We start from the raw sequence: 16,733 nt of genomic DNA, 5'->3' as shown, positions 1-16,733 counted from the left end.
TGTCCTGAAAAAACTCAAAACACAAGCTTTGGTTCACGAAATAGTTGACATTAAACTAGTCGGTTGGCATTGTATTACATTGCAAATGCCCGAGCGCGCTAGAATTATTCAGGATTACTCAAGGATCCAAGCAAATTCCAAGAAAAGGCGAAGTGTGGTAGACGTCTTGCTAGAAGCAAAACTTGGACTAGAATAGCAGGAAATACGAACATCTCCTCGAATCCTTGACGTAACTTGCATATGTCAGGTTTTGCGGGTCTTGAATGAACTGAGCATTTGATCGGATAAAGCAGAATAATCACAAACAAATGCTCAGCGGGTTGAACAACATGAATGTCATACAAGTTTGCCCTAGATTTTTTCCATATAATGGAGGAATAGAGACCCACGTAAGAGAGATATCTCAACGTCTCATTCGTTCAGGGTTTAACGTTAGAATATACACAACAGATCCTTCTCGTAAATTGCCAAAGAGGCAGATAGTCGACGGATTGGAAATATCGAGATTTGATTCTTACACGCCCAGACACATCTACTTTCTTGCACCCAGACTTTATTCAGCACTTGGAAAAACAACGGATGCCGACATAATTCATGCACACGGTTATCCTAATTTCCCTGCCCTAGCAGCAGCAGTCACTAAAGACAAAAATGGAAAGCCACTAGTGTTCACCTCACACTACGGAGGATATGATATACGTACCTTGGGTACAAGCATTTGGCAACAGTTTGCCAAAAGGTGCTATGATTTTTCAATAGGACAGTATATTTGTAGTAAGGCTGACGCTATTGTGGCAGTCGGAAGGCTCGAAGGAAAACTCTTGAAACAAAAATTCGGGTTAGATGAACGAAGGATTAACTATATTCCAAACGGATTAGATGCCAAGAGATTTGAAGACTCTGCAAGGAATCGTGCACGTGCAGATCGAAGCGTAAAGAGTATTTTGTATGTTGGCAGACTGGAAAAATACAAAGGAGTACACTACCTTATCAAATCGTTTGCAAGAATCAAGGCTTCTATGCCCAACTCTCAATTGCTGATCGTTGGAAGCGGTCTCTACAAGGAAAAGCTGATCTATCTGGCCAGTAGTCTTGGAGTTCAAGATTCCGTAAAATTCCTAGGGGGCATATCCCAAGAATACTTGACACAATTGTATTTTTCATCAGACGTGTTCGTTACGCTTTCTCAATATGAAAGTCAGTCGATCTCGTTGATGGAAGCTATGGCCAGCGGCATCCCCGTAATAGCGACGAGAGTAAGAGGCATACGCGACCTCATTCAACATGACATGACTGGACTTCTATTGAATTATCCACCCGAGGAGAATGCTCTAGCAGAATATATCATGTATTTGCTTAACAATCCTCATTTTTCAGCCAAAATAGGTCTAGGAGGCAGAAATATGATCTTCCATGAGTTCTCTTGGGATCGAACGGTTCGAGACCTTATCAAGCTTTACGACCTTTTTTCTTAGGAAGTGACACGTTCAAAAACGTTTTACCCCTGTGTTGACAAACGCAAAGATTCTGAGCCCGCTCATTTAGTGCAGGCGAGTCTTGCCGGATTACAGTCCGAACACTTACGCCTATTGAAGTAGGGCAATGTGGTCGATACTTTATGAAGTTTAGCTTAGCGCTTCTAATATTCACTGCAGTCTTGACACCGATCTACTTTCTGGTTCTGATGTTACCAAGTAAGAAGCAGAAAGCGAACTTGAGTGTCTCATTAAGGCTGTTGGCATCTAGTTTTGTCCTGTTGGGAATGTTGATTCTTTCACAGCTTTTCCAAGGATTCAATTTGGCGCCAATATTTCTCCTAGTCCTGTATCCTTCTGTTACATTTCTTTTGCTTCTTGCGCTTGCGCTGTCTCCGGACTCGAAAAGAGTACTTATGCTTTTTGCAGTGATTTTCTTCCACTTGATTATTCTCTCTCGTCTTCTGCCGACGTTTGGAATTATGATAGATGAGCGCACGGCTGCAATGGCTAAACTCGTTCAAACTGGGCACTGGGACACGGATTGGAGGCTTCTCAATCCTTACTATAATCCTTTCCCAATGGATTTAGGTCTGTTCTCTATGGTTTCAAACATGACCTCTATAGGTTGGATGGATAGGCTAAATGTGTGGTTTGTTGACATATTTTTCACACTAGCATATGATCTTATGATTTATTCTCTGATCCGAAGACTTGGTGGAAACTGGCGGATCGGAGTTATTGGCATACTTTTGATTGCTTTTACTCCACCTCTTATTGTTAATGCTACAGCACAAGGGCTAGCATCCTTTTTTCTTCTAATGTTAATGATTCTCCTCTTTCCAATGCACTTTGTACCCACAGCCTCGAACATTGTTTTAGTCAACCTAAGCTACGTTGCCGCCATTTTTACGCATGGCACATCTGCGATTAGTATATTGCTTCTTTCAAGTATGCTTGCCGTTAGTTATTTGATGTACAAAATTGGAAAGACAAAAGGAAGATCGCTCCATAAGGATACAATACTTCGTATGACCTTTGTCACAATTGTAGTCATAACCATGCTTCGATGGATACATGTATCAGGGATAAACATCATATTAGACCCGATAAAAAGCGTAATTGTAGACCTGCTTGGTTATTCTTCTTCTGAATGGATCGGTAGGCAATATGTGCCGTTATACGATCAATACGTCTCTCCCATTAACGCATTCGCATGGAGCATGCCAATTTCAATGGCATTGACCTATACGTTATACCATCTTACTCGCAGACAATATCTAACGCGAAAAAAGGTTCTCTTGACTTTGTCGATGTGTGTTGGAGGTGGGGGCGCACTAGTAGCTGGCTTCATTGGGGGAGTATCCTCAAGCTACGCTGGTCTTCAGCGATATATGGGATATTCAAGTCTTCTTCTCTTTATTCCTGCAGCCGCAATTGTAGGTATGAAAGCCTTGAACTCCTCCGGCAAGAAGATTACATTGCTTTTTATCACGTTAATGATTTTGTTCAGTGGAATAGGCATTAGTGATCCCTCCTTATCTCCTCAACTTTATAAAGAGATGAAAACAGTGTCTCGAGGGGGAATCGAGGATTATCTAGAAGTGTCTCAGCTGTATGATACTATTAGCAGTGATATGAAGGTTGTAGGAACATACGAGGTGATGGCCTCTCTTGACTATTTTAGTGCGACTCGAGAAAAAATAATCCACCCCTACGTTGGATCTATGAAGGGTATTAGATTATTGATTGATAAAGTAATTGAAGAGAGGGAAGTAGTAGCCGATGTAGTTTACATTTGGTCGTATGACATTGAAACTAACATAACAAACATGCCGGTGAATATCGTTTATAGCAGTGGGAGGCATTTGGCCTTTGCGTGTTCAAATGCTGAAGGAAATTAGTTGGCCCCCGGTGAGCGTTGGACTCTGCGTAAGAAACAATGAAAAAACAATCGCCAACGTATTGAAAAGCATATTTGACTCAGACTATCCGCATGATGAAATCGAGGTAATCGTTGTTTACGGGATGTGCGAAGACAAAACACTGGATATCATAAAGAGGATGTCCAAAACTACCCAAATGTCATTAAAGTTGTTCTTCGATGGAGGTAAGGGTTTGGCTCGGGCGCGCCAAATAGTAGTAGAGAATGCTCAGGGAAAGTACATAGTGTGGGTTGACGGAGACAGTGCTATTCCTCCTAATCTTATTAGAAATCATGTTCAACTCATGGAATCCAACTCTGGTATTGGAGTCGCCTATCCGCATCTTCTGCCTAAAGGCAAGAGCGTTGTCGCAAGGCTTGAAGGATACCAATGGGTCCTGTCCTCTCTCGTGATAACTGACTCAGTTCGCCGTAAGGGCAAGCTTGGAATCTTTGGATCCGTATGCCGAATTGAAGCGATAAAAGAAGTGGGAGGATTCGACGCATCCATCAAGGGCGCAGGCGAGGATGTGGACCTATTTATTCGAATAGGAGCCGAAGGATGGGACATAGTCCGAAATAAAGAAACCACAGTATTCCATTTCATGAGAGATACGTGGAAGTCGTTATGGAGAGAATCTTGCTGGTGGGGGTATAGTACTCCTTATCTAGCAAACAAGCACAAACGTTATTTCCCGAATTTTGCGCAACGTGTCGGCCTGAACCTAATCTACTGCGTAAGAGTGACAATAAAATCCATGATGGTAACGAGGGACAAAGTGTGCCTATTGATGCCTGTTCACTTTCTTTTCAGGAGACTTGGTTTTCTTGTAGGGCACATGAATGCATATAAAGACATAAAGAAGCGCGCATTAGCTAGAAACAGTCTGAACAAGTGAAGAATCATCTGGCTAAATCATTCTCATAAAGATCCTCAACGTTTGATTGCCAAAATAACGCTTAGACCGCTGGTAGTTATTGATGTACAATTCTAAGACGATAGCGCTTGTTCATCCTAGTCTGAATTCGTTCGGAGGAGCGGAGTGGTTAGTCATATCAGCACTTCGATCTCTCAAAAGGGAGGGGTACAGAACATGCTTGATCACACTTGAAAAAACCAAATGGAATCACGTTGAAAAACTCTGCGGTCGCATACCGAAAGTAGATTATGAAATAGTATACCCTCATTTGAGCCTACCAATGACCTATGAACCTAAGCATTGGAAGTGGATTGAGAGATCCTTATACAGAGTTTTCAGATCTTTGAAAGGAGAGAACTATCTGGACCTTGTGATCAATACGCATCCAGAGACTCTTTATGTTGACGCTGACATACTCTATGTCCATGATCCCCACATGCTTTTGCAAGGAATAATGCCAACGAAAGCGTCGAAGAGCCCTCTAGTCTGGATTTACCAAAAATCTTGCCGTTCCATCTTGAACAAGCTAAGAGAAGATTTCAAGGTGAAGACGGTTTTGACTAATAGTAGCTACGGGAAAGCATTTTTGAGTGAAAACTGGGCTATTGATGCCGTGGTTGTTTTTCCGCCTGTGGACGTAGATTTGTACAAAACCATCTTACATGCAGAGCATTGTGAGCCTTGGGTAGTCACCATATCACGCTTTAGTCCTTCAAAGAACTTGGAAATGATACCCGAGATTGCAGCGGGGGTTCCGGGGGCAAAATTCTTCGTGTTGGGCTCTGCAAGTCAAAGAGACAGGCACGTGTTGATGGAGTTGAAGACAAAATCAAGAGACTTGTGTGTGGAGGATAGAATAGTCCTAATGCCCGACGCGTCGCTAACCGAGAAACTTGAGATTATGCAAAGGGCACAAGTGTATCTTCACACAACCCTAAATGAAGGCTTTGGGATAGCAATTGTTGAAGCAATGGCGGCCGGGCTAGTTCCAGTTGTTCACAAATCAGGGGGTCCATGGATTGATATCTTTGAAAAAAAACAAGAAATATACGGTTATGCTTTTGAGACCGCCGAAGAGGCGGCACAAGACGTCACCAATATTCTTAACAGCAAGGCTCTAAGGCAAAACCTCACTGAAGCAGTTGCGGAAAGAGCTCAGGGATTTTCTGTGGTCAGATTCAGAAGTAGGATGGCATCAATAGTGAGTGAGTTATTGAGCAATTCACCTCAGGGCTAAAGGAGTAGGTGCCCTGTTGCGTTCGAGAGTAAGAAAAACTTGGGAATTGCTTGTCAAAGGCATTAGGAAACCTCAGGAAACACTTCCGTACATCAGGTGTAGATACATCGAAAAACGGGTTCCATTCACTTTCGAAAATGTCGTATGCGATTGGGGAGCAGAAGGAGCAGGATTACCACAATTTAGCGCCCGTTTGTATGCAGAAGTCCTTCTTCTAAACAAGGCAATTGCGAACTATCACGCAGAAAGGTCACTTGAAATTGGTTGTGGATATGGGCGTCTCACTCCATGGATCGCTGATCACTCTAGTGAACATCACGCAATTGAGCCGGAATCGGTTCTCCTCGCACAAGCGATGAAACTTCATCCAAGTATTCGCTTTCACAAGGTCAGAGCTCAAGAATTACCGTTTCCAAATGGTTACTTCGACCTGTGCGTAAGCTGGACGGTCCTCCAGCATGTATACCCAAAACAGCTGAGCAAAGCTGTCTCAGAAATAAAAAGGGTATGCGGACCAAGGGCGATCATAATCTTGGCTGAAGGGGTAGGGCAGAAAGAATCTGACAAAGGCTATTGGGAGCGATCACTCGAAGAGTGGAGGAGTCTATTCTTGCCTTGGAAACTAAATTGGTTCTCGGAACGAAAGATTGAAGCGACATTTCCAAGCAGCGCTGGATTAGTGATGCGCTTTGAGAGAACTGAAGTCAATCCAAAGAAGCAAGCATAGTGTCGCGTCGTACAAGTTTATCACGTAGGCTGTCAATTTACGCGCATTACCGCATTGAGTGCTTTGCTGCTCATTGATCTGAACCGATTGAGTGCGCGCGATAGGAGGAACTGCACATGGAAGAAGCATTCGATCCGCTTGTTTCTGTCATTTTGCCTACGTTTAGAAGGGATTATTTTCTTCCATGTGTTTTGAAGGCGTTAGCTAGTCAAAGCTACAAGAACTTCGAGGTGTTAGTGGTTCTGAAACCAAGTGGCGACAATTCGGAAAAAGTCATCCAGAGCCAGAAGAAAAATCTTGAGCTAAGATTGTTCCTGCAGAAACAAGGCTACATCAGCAGAGGTTTCAATATCGGCTTAAGAAATGCCAAAGGCAGTATTATAGTTTTCACTGAGGATGATACTATTCCCCCCAGAGACTTCATAGAGAAGCACGTGAAAGAGTACACACAAAATCATAACCTAGGCGGGTTGACGGGTGAGTGTGTCTACTTTGTGAATGAGAATCTCGCAGCAAGGAAAACTGATTGTTCTGTAAGTAGGGTCTTCAGGCAAGATAAATACAGGGACATAATATCGAACACGTTCAGGAGCCTTGGCAGGCCTATTAACTGGGTGTTGGATCGGTCTACAAAGGGATTTGAAAACTACGATGTAGGGCTGAGCATAAGTGGGAAAATCTTTGGGCGTCCTCAGACTAACAAGAGCAAGTCGATAAATTTCTGGGCAGGAAATATGTCATTCAGAAGGGAAGCGATTCGCGAACTGTATGTATATGAGGACTCATTGAACCCGTATCGGTTTGAAGCTTTTCTGGCGACAGTCGCAGTCCTCAGAGGATTTGAAGTTTGCGAGTATAATGGTTGTGGGCCATTCAACTATCATATATTTGGAGATTATGCATCTCAGGTCCCAAGGCGCGGAGGGGATTGGTTCAAGGTCTTTCAGATAAAGTTTGAGGAGTACCTGTTATTCTACAGGATCAAGAGATTGGGTCTTAAACTGTCGTGGTTTGCCTTCATATCAAGATGCATGAGCAATTTCATTTACTTTGCGATCAAACTAAGAGATAGCAAATCATACGTAGGCGCTCTACTGGCTCTAATTCTTGTCCATTTCTACGGCATTTTTGTTCTGATGCGCCGGGGTTTCATGTATTCGAGCGTGTTTTCAGACAATTTCCTGAGGCTACTTAAGCCGCTAAGATTAAGTTTCAAGAAGAGTTAGTTGATTCTTCACCGCATTCCAGGTGTCCGCACGATGATTGAAACTTTGTTCTCACATGTCTCACAAGCTTGCACGACTCATCAGAATGGAATACTGCATCATATTGGAATTTAAGGAAGTATTGAACAAATGAGAGCATTTGTTGTAGTTACCGCCATCACCGTGCCAATGAACGTAATAGATCTCTATCAGAATGCTGTTTCTCACGGTCATAAGATCGACTTTGTATTTGTAGGAGATAATAAGACCCCCACAGATGAATGTAAGAAGACTCTGAGTGAAATCCCGAACCTGTCGATCTGGTCAATTGGAGAACAAAAGGATTATGTTAAAGCGGAATTCGGATCTAGATACAACTTCATATTCAAAGAAAACAATTATCAAAGAAGAATCATAGGATTCTTGAGAGCAGCTCAAGAAGGAGCAGACAACATAATAATAATGGATGATGACAATTTCCCAAAGAAGGATGAGGACTTCTTCTCAATGCATGAAGTGGGGAAAACTAGAAACCTCCAATCTGTCGAGAATAATGTTGCTTATATCAATCAGTGTGATTTTCTGAATCTCAAAGAAAGGGTGTTTGTCCGAGGATTTCCAATCATGAGTAGAATGAAACTGCGGTACTCGTTCAAAAATGAGCGCAAAAGAGTGGTGTCTAACATCGGATTGTGGAGCAAGAGCCCAGACATTTGCGCTATTGATCACCTATCTTATCCGGATATTAATGTTCACGAAAAGAAACTAAAACCACTAATGGTTGGAAAGGAACAGTTTATTTCCTACACAGTTCAGAATGTTTCATTTCACTTAGAAACACTTCCATGCCAGTACGAGTTTCCCATGGGAGAGTATATCAACAATATCAAAATAGGACGATTCGACGACATAGCTCAAGGTCTAATATTTAAGAAAATCGTTGATTTAATGGATGACAGAATAACTTTCGGTCCACCTCAAGCTGTTCACAACAGGCATTCTCACAATTTCGAAAAGGACGTTATAGAGGAGTACTTTGGATCATACATCATCGATTGGCTATTGTCTTCTCTGAAAAGAGCAGACATAGAAGGCCATGATTATTACACTATTACCAGTAATGTTGTTTCGTTCTTGAAGAATACTCCAATACGTTACAAACCTATCGACAACTACATGTCTAGAGTTCTTGATAACTTCTCACTATGGTTGAACATGGTTGACAAAGTCAGTTAGATCGAAAGCGCATGATCTAGCTGGAGAAAGCGTGTGCACGATGGCGCGTGCTACACGAGTTTCTCAAACGTCGTCTGTCATTGTGAACTAAAGTGGAGGTCTTATGTCAAACCCAGCGCGACCTTTGGAGTACTTCTGGAAGTGTGCATAGCCACGAGTTTACGGACTGATGTGTGAGGTGTTTCTATGAGGTGGAGCAGCCAGACAGTGTTAGTGACTGGTGGAGCAGGGTTCATAGGTCAACATCTTATCAGATGGCTTGTGAAAGAAAGGGCAAATATTGTTGTCGTTGATGATTTCTCCACAGGGAAAATGGAGAATATACCTTCCAGATGTGAAATTCTGAAATGCAATGTTTCCAACGCAGGAATATTCAAGAGAATGCCGCACATTGATTACGTCTTCCATTTCGGAGCCCCTTCGTCTGTAATCTTGTTTAACCGAAACCCAAAAACTGCGTTTCGCGACACCATCATAGGATTCATAAACATACTCGAGTGGGCGAAAGATGCAGGAATCAAGAAAATAATCTATCCCTCATCAGGTAGTGTCTACGGAAGAAATCCTCTTCCTCATTCTGAAGAATGCAACCCAGCTCCAAATAATCTTTACGGCATAGCTAAGCTCAACTGTGAACATATAGCCAGTCATTATTCTGAGGTGGTTCCTTCTATTGGTCTTCGAATCTTTGCAGGTTATGGACCTGGTGAAGACCACAAAGGAGAGATCGCGAGTGTGATAACTCTGTTTTTGGATTCCATGATTAGGGGAAAGAAACCCACCATATACGGGGATGGGGAGCAAATGAGAGATTTCGTATACATAGACGATGTAGTCAAATCGATTGAGAAGTCTGCAGAAAGAAGCGTTGAAGGTGTAGTAAACGTAGGTTCTGGAAGAGCTTACACATTCAACTCAGTAGTTTCTTTGATTAATGAGTTTTTAGACAAAGATATTACCCCCACCTACATTCCCAAACCAGTAAGTTATTTGGAAAACACTCTTGCAGCCATAGGCAAGATGAAACATTTGCTAGGCGTCAATCCAATGAATCTGGAAACGGGTCTAAGTAAGTACCTAGGTAATCTCTGAAATCCTCAGCTTTCTTGGAAACACGAACGTGTGGTATTCTTTCAAGCGGAAATGTCAAGTATGCACACACACCTCTGGTGGTTTTTTGACTGCGGTTAATCACGTGATTAGCAGTGTTGAAAACTTGCGCGCATATCCAAAGAACGTTCCATTAACTGCTCAGGAATGAGGCGCAATGTATAATGGACACATGAAGAGGAAAATATTCAGATTCTTTAGCATGCGCGCGCAAGCTGTTTTTGCCCGTTTTCCTTCTGTTGCTCGAGTTTTGAAATCAACTTTCGTATTACCTCTGAAGAGAAATAAGACTCAACTCGATATAATTGCTGAGATTCTAAATCAAATTAAAACACGATCTCTTTTATATGTCGACGTTGGTTGCTACGACGGTGGTTTCTTTAAGACATTTTACCAAAACATCCTTCCCACAAAATCGATTCTTGCTATTGGGATCGACCCGATCCGATATAATCACCCAATTCCATTCTCAGTATTTCTTCAGGCAGCCATTTCCAACGGCGAAGAGGGTTACCATGATTTCTACATCTACAACGACCCACAATGCAATAGCCTGCAAAAAATGAGAGTTGAGAATGTCACACACCTCTCTGATTAAAAAAATAACAAGTGGTTTGTCGGAAGGAAAATCGAAACCCTTACGAGAATTGAGAAGGTGTACAACCTGCATTTGAGTTCCGTTATAGAACTACTCGGTCTCAAGAAAACTATTATTCATTATGTAAAAATTGACGCTCAGGGAAGTGATCTTGATGTTTTCAAGAGTCTGGGAAAATATGCCCGCAACGTTCTCTTTGTTCAGGTAGAATCCGTTGTTTCTAGGAATCAAAACATTAGATTGTATGAACGTCAATCCCTTTTTGAAGAAGAGAGGCCCGTGTTTGAAAGAGCGGGCTTCCAACTCTTTCATGTTCAAGAGTATTCAAGAGACGCGAGTCCTGAAGCGGATGTCGTGTACGTCAACCAACGTTTATTTAGAGACTTACTTGGCGAAATTTCTCGTTCTTGCGCGCGCACCCAAAGCCTGCGGCCACGCAACCTGAGGTTTGCCAATTCTTGTGATTACCAGTGATTTCAATCATTCGCGCATGTGCCCTTGAGTCTTTTGTGGATTGATAATGTTGAAGAATGCGAACTCTTTTGACCCGCTCCGTCTTTTTTTCCATCTGGTTCGAACTGGGAGAACTCTGTTCAGGGCACATGAAGGAAGATGGTATTCAAGAAGCGAGAGGTATTTCCTGAAGGTCTATGACTCACACGATGCAGCTGAACGTGAAAGATTAGTACTTAATGCCATCAAGAATATGCAACCACAGACTTTCGATGTGCCACAAACGCTTAATCTTGTTGAAAAAGGTGAACAGTCTGCTATTTTAATGGAATATGTGAAAGGAAACGAGCTGGAGCCCTCAACACACAGCTTCTTGATGTTCGGAACTTCTGAAACCCTTAATACATTTTTTCATCTTGGCCATGCGCTACGTGAATTTCATGACATAATCCCCATTACCCTACACAGCAACATTACCACTTCGAAGAAAAGCCTAGTAGACAGTGTAAAGGAGATGGTCAACACACTTCGCGATTATGGCGTGCTAAGCCCTGATGATACATCTACCATTCTGCAAGTTATGAAAAGCGTTGATATTTGCGAAAATGTGCTGCGAGTCGTTAGGCTACATGGAGAAGCTTACTTCACACACATGCGGTTTTCCGACAACATATTCATATTCCTAGACTTGGAGAAATCATTCGAAGGTCCAGCGTATTACGACCTCGCGACTTTCCTCGTTAGTATGTATGCTTCAGTTCTTGTATCCAAGAGGAGTATGCAACGACTGGCGCTATTGAGGAATGCCTTCCTACGCGGATATTTCGGAAGTGACGTTCCATCGGCATCGTTGAGAATCGCAGAGCTTTCTGTCATTTTGCAAGAAATTCTCAAATTGCATATGTCTTCAAAAGTAGATCTCTCAATTAGAGTCAGGCTTCTGTGCAGACTTAAGTTAAGAAGGTTTCTCTGGTTACTTGAAGCAATGTTAACCTCGAGTGATTCGCGTGGGCTAACCAAAGACGTCAGGTTAAGCAGTTAGCCCTCGATTGCTTTAAAGTACTTGCTCGGTGTCTCGATCTAGGATGACAGATTGAATCCCGTGTTGCGATCACGTTTCATCTTTTTTTGGTCCAGAAGGCGCAGGAAGAATAACTCAGACTCGGCATCTAGTTTGTGAGCACTCATTGCATGAACCTTAGATGCCATATGGACGGATTTGAGTATGTCTCACGTCCAATCCGGTCTGTCCTTCCGGAAATCTGTTGACGACTGTTGTGGTGTCGATTACAGTCACGATTTCATCGCTTAGGAGTGTTCCCAATCCTGGCCAACCTTCCCAAATCACTACCCTAATTTTCATTGGGTCTTTCAGGGTTACGTTGGCGCCATTATTGCGGAGCCATATGAACGATGGATCTAGCCTGAAAATTTCATATGAATCAACGATCTTGGTTCGCATGTCAAAAGGTTTCGGGGCAAAAGGTTGGGGGTCTCCGAAATATGGGTTCGTGTAAGGAGCGGGCACAAGCCAATCCCAATCATAGTTTACTTCCATTTGCCAGACGCTCCAACCTAAAGACTGACTTTCAGCTAACCTTATGATCTCTTTGGTTTCTGCCATATTGGCATGTGCGATGTCACGGTCGTAGGCTCCGAATTCCCCAAGCCACACAGGAGCGTTCATGAATCTGCGATACGCCATTGCCCCATTAACATATTCAGCAGCATTGCCGTAAGCCATCGCGGACTCGTTCACGTATCTGGTTGGGTCATATTCAGGATATTTGGGTTCAATGCTATTTCTATAAGCCGTCCACCAATGATGTAATGCATAGACGGTATTGGGCTGCTTGTCTCTTGGTTTCCAAACCGTGAAGTTCTCAGCTATTTGCCATTCTGTATTTCTCCATTCAAAGACAACAAACATGTGATTTGGGTCTACGGATCTAATGGCATTCATGCCTTCGATTAAGACGGCAAGCAGCTCGTCATGTGGTCCCAAGCCTTCGTTGATTAGTTCATAAGCAGCTATCGAGGGGCGATCTCTGTAGCGGGTGGCAATGTCCACCCAAGTGGCAATCCACTCATCTTTATACTTTGGCACTACGTCGTCCCATCCTTCAACCTCTTCTGTTGCCCAATAATGGTGTGAATCAAGAATTGCGTACATGCCGTACTCTTCAACAATGCTCAGAGCCATATCCATCTTAGCCGGATCATATTCAGTTTGCTGAATTCTGTGCCCAGGAACACAGAACGCGAGTCGGACCATGTTAAGACCTCTACCTTTCAATGTTCGAATGTACCCTCTGAAACGGTCCCACCCAAAGTTATACGCAGTATAATCCAATCCCGCTCCCCGCCAGGCAACACGATTGCCAAGGTCATCTACAACGTATTGACCCTCAACATGTAGCCAAGGGAGTCCTTGGCCTGATCCAATCATTCCAGTGGATGAAATCGTGGATTCTGAAGTCTGCGAAGCAAGGATTTGTATCATTGCAGTTGGAACAAGGAGCAGAAGCAAAGAAAGCATAATAGAAGGAAGCGATCGCCTCATTGCTTGATGACCACTCATACGCGTGCGCGACACCCATCAATACCGAGTAAACTAATTCCCAGTATCAAGAACTATACGTTGTATTAAGATATAATAAACGTTATCGTCTGTTTGTTCTTCACAAATACAATGATCTAGTGGGAAACCCTATTTGCTGATAAGGTTTGGCGAAGCTGAAATGAGCATCTTACTTCTTCTGCGCGAGAAACTCAGCAGAATGACGATGACTGTAAAAGCAATTGTGATACTAGCGGCAGCGTTGATTGTCTATCATCCGGATATTATCATGGTATCAGGTGAAGCAATGCGTTATGAACCAACCAGCTACATAATCCTAATTCCTTTCCTCATAAGCTACCTAATATATAGGAAAAGGAAGGTTTTGGCAGCTGCTGCGTCTTTTAGAGAAACCAGTACAGCTACGAGGGCAAATGCCAAGGAGGAAATCATAGGTGGACTATTATTAGTCCTGTCCTTCTTACTATACTGGAATGGTTCCTACACGTTTTATCCACTTCAATATCATTTAATCTCACTTCCGCTATTCTTAGCCGGATGCTTGCTGATTGTATTCAACAAGGAAACGCTAAAGGCTCTGATGTTCGCAGTGGCACTTCTTTTCTTCATAATACCACTCCCCGTGGAAGCTCTCCTCGCAGCGGGTACAACGCTGTCAACAATCACTTCCCAAGCCGTCTACACGACCCTCAAAGGTATCGGCTTGCCGATAACTCTAGTTGCTGAGTACGGAGCCCCGATCATAGTTCTTCAAAAGCCTGACAATTCCCCTTTCTTCGTAACAATAGACATCGCATGCTCTGGCATCTATTCAATCATGACCTTTTCCATCTTTGCCTTATTCATTGCTTATATTGTGAGAGGGAGGACTTGGAAGAAACCAGTAATGTTTCTAATTGGTTTTCCCCTCATATATGCCCTCAACATAGTTCGCATAATCGTTATCGCCTTGATAGGTTATCAGTTTGGTTCTGAAATCGGGATGCGAGTTTTCGAATTGTTTGGGGGCTGGATTCTGATCTTGGCGGGAAGCTTTGTCTTTTTGCTCACAGTGGAAAAGATGTTCAAGACGAAAATCTTCGTCAAAGATGTCAGAACTTCGCAATGTGAACATCATCTACGCGACTTGAAAGCACAATTCCTTTGCCTAAGCTGTGGGAAACTCCTTGGAAACAGAATTCGGAGGTCTACAAATCGAGACTGGTACAAAACCCTCATTCTTCTTGTTTGCTCGATTTTGATCCTGTATGTGCAGGTGCCCATTTTTTCTCTCGGCGAAACCATGCAAGTATCCATTCTATATCCCGGTGGCGAGAAGACGAGTCCGGATGTTCTTCCGGATGTTCAAGGACATAAACTCGTATTTGCTTATCGAGACAGGGAATTTGAGAGAGCAGCGGGTCGTGACGTTGCGCTTTTGTATGTATACATTCCCAGAAAAACGGAACAAATCACGACTTGGGTATCGATAGAAATAGGCGATTCATTGTCTGAACTTCACGGCTGGGAATATTGCCTGTACACGTTGCGATTGGAATTCGGGTTGCAGCCTCGAGTGAATCAGTTGGATCTTGCAGATGTCCAACTCCTGCAGGACCCGCCAGTGATTGGACGCTTCTTTGTCTTTCAATACGTAGGATCAAACCTGACGCAAGCCGTCCTATATTGGTACGAGAAAGTGCTATTTGACATGGGCTCCACGTTCGAAGAAAGATACGTAAAAACAAGCCTTCTAACAATAATCACGCCAGAAGATTCCGCGAAAGCTAAAAGCCTGCTAGTTCCTTTAGGACAGGAAGTCGTCAACAAGTGGCAATACACCAAGAGTCACTCATGGATCGCGCCTATTGTTCCCGAGTACGGCAAAACTCTGATGATGACAACCGCTTTCTGTCTTGGAAGTGTTCTGGTACTTCAAGCCATAGTAACACGAAGAAAAAGGAGATCTAACTTTGTAGCATTTGAACGACTAACTTCGGAAAGAGAGAAACTTGCTCTGAAAGCTGTTTATGAAAGTGACAAGACAGGAAAATCCACTTTAGACAAAATTGCTGCGACTTATGAAAAGCTGACCGAAGAACCAATAGAACTAGATCTACTCTTTGAGACACTCAGCAAGGCAGAAAAGGCTGGTCTTGTCAAAAGGCAACTGACAAGCCAGGAAGATGAACCCATACTCATATGGAAAAGCCAAGTCCCTTTTCAGCGGGCAGGTTGATGCGCGCATATCAGGCCAAGTATTGAGAGAAAGAGAAAAATGACACTTGAAGTTGAAGATCTGGCTGAAAAGACCCGGAAATTGCAGATCGAAAACAAGAAGCTCAGGCGAGAGCTATGGAGACAGAAACGTAAGCCTACACGAATTGCTGGATACGGGCTTCTACTACTTGGTTGCGCAGCACTTGTTTTGTCGGTCTTCTACCCATCAAACGTTACGTATTTTGTAGGTCTAGCCTTGATTTTCTGGGGTGCCCTTCTCCATTTCATAAGCCCAACAAAATACGTGAAGAGCAGCCTCCTCAACTCAACGGCAATTTCATCGTGCTCAGCTATAGACGGAATAATTAGCGCCCTAAGACTGGAAGGCGATGGCGTATACCTGCCACCGGAAAGCCTTGAAGATCTAAAAGGCGGGAGGTTGTTAATGGCAAGAAAGAACCAAGATTCTCCGATTCCCGTAACATCCAAAGAAGACAAAGCTGCGCTGAATCAGTCAGGAATGATAATAATTCCACTTGGTATAGACCTTGTAAACTTGTATGAAGAGGAACTTGGAGCCGACTTCGTCAAAGTGAAACTGGATTATCTGCAAAACAATCTGCCTAGACTTTTCATAGAAGGCTTGGAAATGGCCAGAGGCTTTCGGATTAGCGTAAAAAATGACAAGGTTGAAGTCCAAATAGAGAACTCAATCTTCGCTGATCTCTGCAAAGAAGCAAGAAAGCTCCCGATCGTCTGCAAGAGAATCGGTTGCCCTTTATGCAGCTCTATCGCTTTGGCGCTCGCACGGACTACGGGAAGACCAATAGTAATAGAAGAGAATAATTGTAGTGAAAACGGAGATTTGATCGAGGTTCAATACCGAATCCTTGAGGATTGAAGATGCTCTACTTTCCTTCCTTTATGGAGATAAGCCTGTGGGTGGGGATAATCGCTGTCATCTTACTACTGACATCTCAGATCCTCTATTCGTGCCCTGGAGAGAATCACATTGTTCTAGAAAGGAGTCGACTCAAAAGCGCCGCCCTGGTAGTTGGTCTAGTGTTC

The 16,733-nt window shown here is 43.2% G+C and carries 13 protein-coding genes; 12 read left to right on the top strand and 1 reads right to left on the bottom strand.

Going from position 1 to position 16,733, the window contains the following annotated elements:
• The first annotated feature begins 308 nt into the window (after positions 1–308).
• From VJ249_11300 to VJ249_11255, 10 genes are all read left to right on the top strand, one after another.
• Positions 309–1,475 (top strand): glycosyltransferase family 4 protein, encoded by a 1,167-nt coding sequence (locus VJ249_11300; GenBank protein HKZ95146.1) that lies wholly within the window; start codon positions 309–311, stop codon positions 1,473–1,475.
• Between the two features lie 239 nt (positions 1,476–1,714).
• Positions 1,715–3,379, top strand: a complete 1,665-nt coding sequence (locus VJ249_11295) for a hypothetical protein (GenBank protein ID HKZ95145.1) — start codon at positions 1,715–1,717, stop codon at positions 3,377–3,379.
• Entirely contained in the window at positions 3,363–4,298 is a 936-nt protein-coding gene (locus VJ249_11290; protein HKZ95144.1) for a glycosyltransferase, read from the top strand. The genes VJ249_11295 and VJ249_11290 overlap by 17 nt, the downstream gene beginning before the upstream one ends.
• Positions 4,299–4,380: 82 nt before the next feature.
• Positions 4,381–5,556 carry a glycosyltransferase gene (locus tag VJ249_11285; GenBank protein HKZ95143.1) on the top strand — a complete coding sequence of 392 codons (1,176 nt, stop codon included), beginning with the start codon at positions 4,381–4,383 and terminating at the stop codon, positions 5,554–5,556.
• A gap of 16 nt (positions 5,557–5,572) precedes the next feature.
• Positions 5,573–6,283 (top strand): class I SAM-dependent methyltransferase, encoded by a 711-nt coding sequence (locus VJ249_11280; GenBank protein HKZ95142.1) that lies wholly within the window; start codon positions 5,573–5,575, stop codon positions 6,281–6,283.
• Positions 6,284–6,399: 116 nt separating this feature from the next.
• On the top strand, positions 6,400–7,509 hold the full coding sequence (locus VJ249_11275) for a glycosyltransferase family 2 protein (GenBank protein HKZ95141.1): 1,110 nt from the start codon (positions 6,400–6,402) through the stop codon (positions 7,507–7,509).
• Between the two features lie 129 nt (positions 7,510–7,638).
• Positions 7,639–8,724, top strand: coding sequence for a hypothetical protein (locus VJ249_11270; GenBank protein ID HKZ95140.1), 1,086 nt, complete (start codon positions 7,639–7,641; stop codon positions 8,722–8,724).
• A gap of 213 nt (positions 8,725–8,937) precedes the next feature.
• Complete coding sequence (locus VJ249_11265) at positions 8,938–9,816, top strand: NAD-dependent epimerase/dehydratase family protein (protein HKZ95139.1); 879 nt, start codon at positions 8,938–8,940, stop codon at positions 9,814–9,816.
• Between the two features lie 673 nt (positions 9,817–10,489).
• Positions 10,490–10,906 carry an FkbM family methyltransferase gene (locus VJ249_11260; protein ID HKZ95138.1) on the top strand — a complete coding sequence of 139 codons (417 nt, stop codon included), beginning with the start codon at positions 10,490–10,492 and terminating at the stop codon, positions 10,904–10,906.
• Between the two features lie 46 nt (positions 10,907–10,952).
• Positions 10,953–11,927, top strand: a complete 975-nt coding sequence (locus tag VJ249_11255) for a phosphotransferase (GenBank protein HKZ95137.1) — start codon at positions 10,953–10,955, stop codon at positions 11,925–11,927.
• A 156-nt stretch (positions 11,928–12,083) separates the two neighbouring features.
• Here the strand turns inward: VJ249_11255 and VJ249_11250 are convergent, their stop codons facing one another.
• Complete coding sequence (locus VJ249_11250; protein ID HKZ95136.1) at positions 12,084–13,448, bottom strand: cellulase family glycosylhydrolase; 1,365 nt, start codon at positions 13,446–13,448, stop codon at positions 12,084–12,086.
• Between the two features lie 178 nt (positions 13,449–13,626).
• Here VJ249_11250 and VJ249_11245 point away from each other — a divergent pair, with 178 nt between their 5' ends.
• Both VJ249_11245 and VJ249_11240 read left to right on the top strand, forming a co-directional pair.
• On the top strand, positions 13,627–15,684 hold the full coding sequence (locus VJ249_11245) for an exosortase/archaeosortase family protein (protein HKZ95135.1): 2,058 nt from the start codon (positions 13,627–13,629) through the stop codon (positions 15,682–15,684).
• Positions 15,685–15,723: 39 nt separating this feature from the next.
• A complete protein-coding gene (locus VJ249_11240) occupies positions 15,724–16,566 on the top strand; it encodes a hypothetical protein (GenBank protein HKZ95134.1) in 843 nt (280 codons plus the stop codon).
• Positions 16,567–16,733: the final 167 nt, after the last annotated feature.

This window comes from Candidatus Bathyarchaeia archaeon (genome assembly GCA_035283685.1).
In the GTDB taxonomy this organism is placed as follows: Archaea; Thermoproteota; Bathyarchaeia; order Bathyarchaeales; family Bathyarchaeaceae; genus DATETJ01.
The sequence above is the reverse complement of the archived record's forward strand: the minus strand, read 5'-3'. Positions and strand labels throughout refer to the sequence as shown.

Bases quoted from the DNA above. Each gene is read 5' to 3' on its own strand.
- VJ249_11300 (HKZ95146.1), top strand. From the start codon at position 309: ATGCTCAGCGGGTTGAACAACATGAATGTCATACAAGTTTGCCCTAGA.
- VJ249_11290 (HKZ95144.1), top strand. From the start codon at position 3,363: ATGCTGAAGGAAATTAGTTGGCCCCCGGTGAGCGTTGGACTCTGCGTA.
- VJ249_11285 (HKZ95143.1), top strand. From the start codon at position 4,381: ATGTACAATTCTAAGACGATAGCGCTTGTTCATCCTAGTCTGAATTCG.
- VJ249_11275 (HKZ95141.1), top strand. From the start codon at position 6,400: ATGGAAGAAGCATTCGATCCGCTTGTTTCTGTCATTTTGCCTACGTTT.
- VJ249_11270 (HKZ95140.1), top strand. From the start codon at position 7,639: ATGAGAGCATTTGTTGTAGTTACCGCCATCACCGTGCCAATGAACGTA.
- VJ249_11255 (HKZ95137.1), top strand. From the start codon at position 10,953: ATGTTGAAGAATGCGAACTCTTTTGACCCGCTCCGTCTTTTTTTCCAT.
- VJ249_11250 (HKZ95136.1), bottom strand. From the start codon at position 13,448: ATGAGGCGATCGCTTCCTTCTATTATGCTTTCTTTGCTTCTGCTCCTT.
- VJ249_11245 (HKZ95135.1), top strand. From the start codon at position 13,627: ATGAGCATCTTACTTCTTCTGCGCGAGAAACTCAGCAGAATGACGATG.
- VJ249_11240 (HKZ95134.1), top strand. From the start codon at position 15,724: ATGACACTTGAAGTTGAAGATCTGGCTGAAAAGACCCGGAAATTGCAG.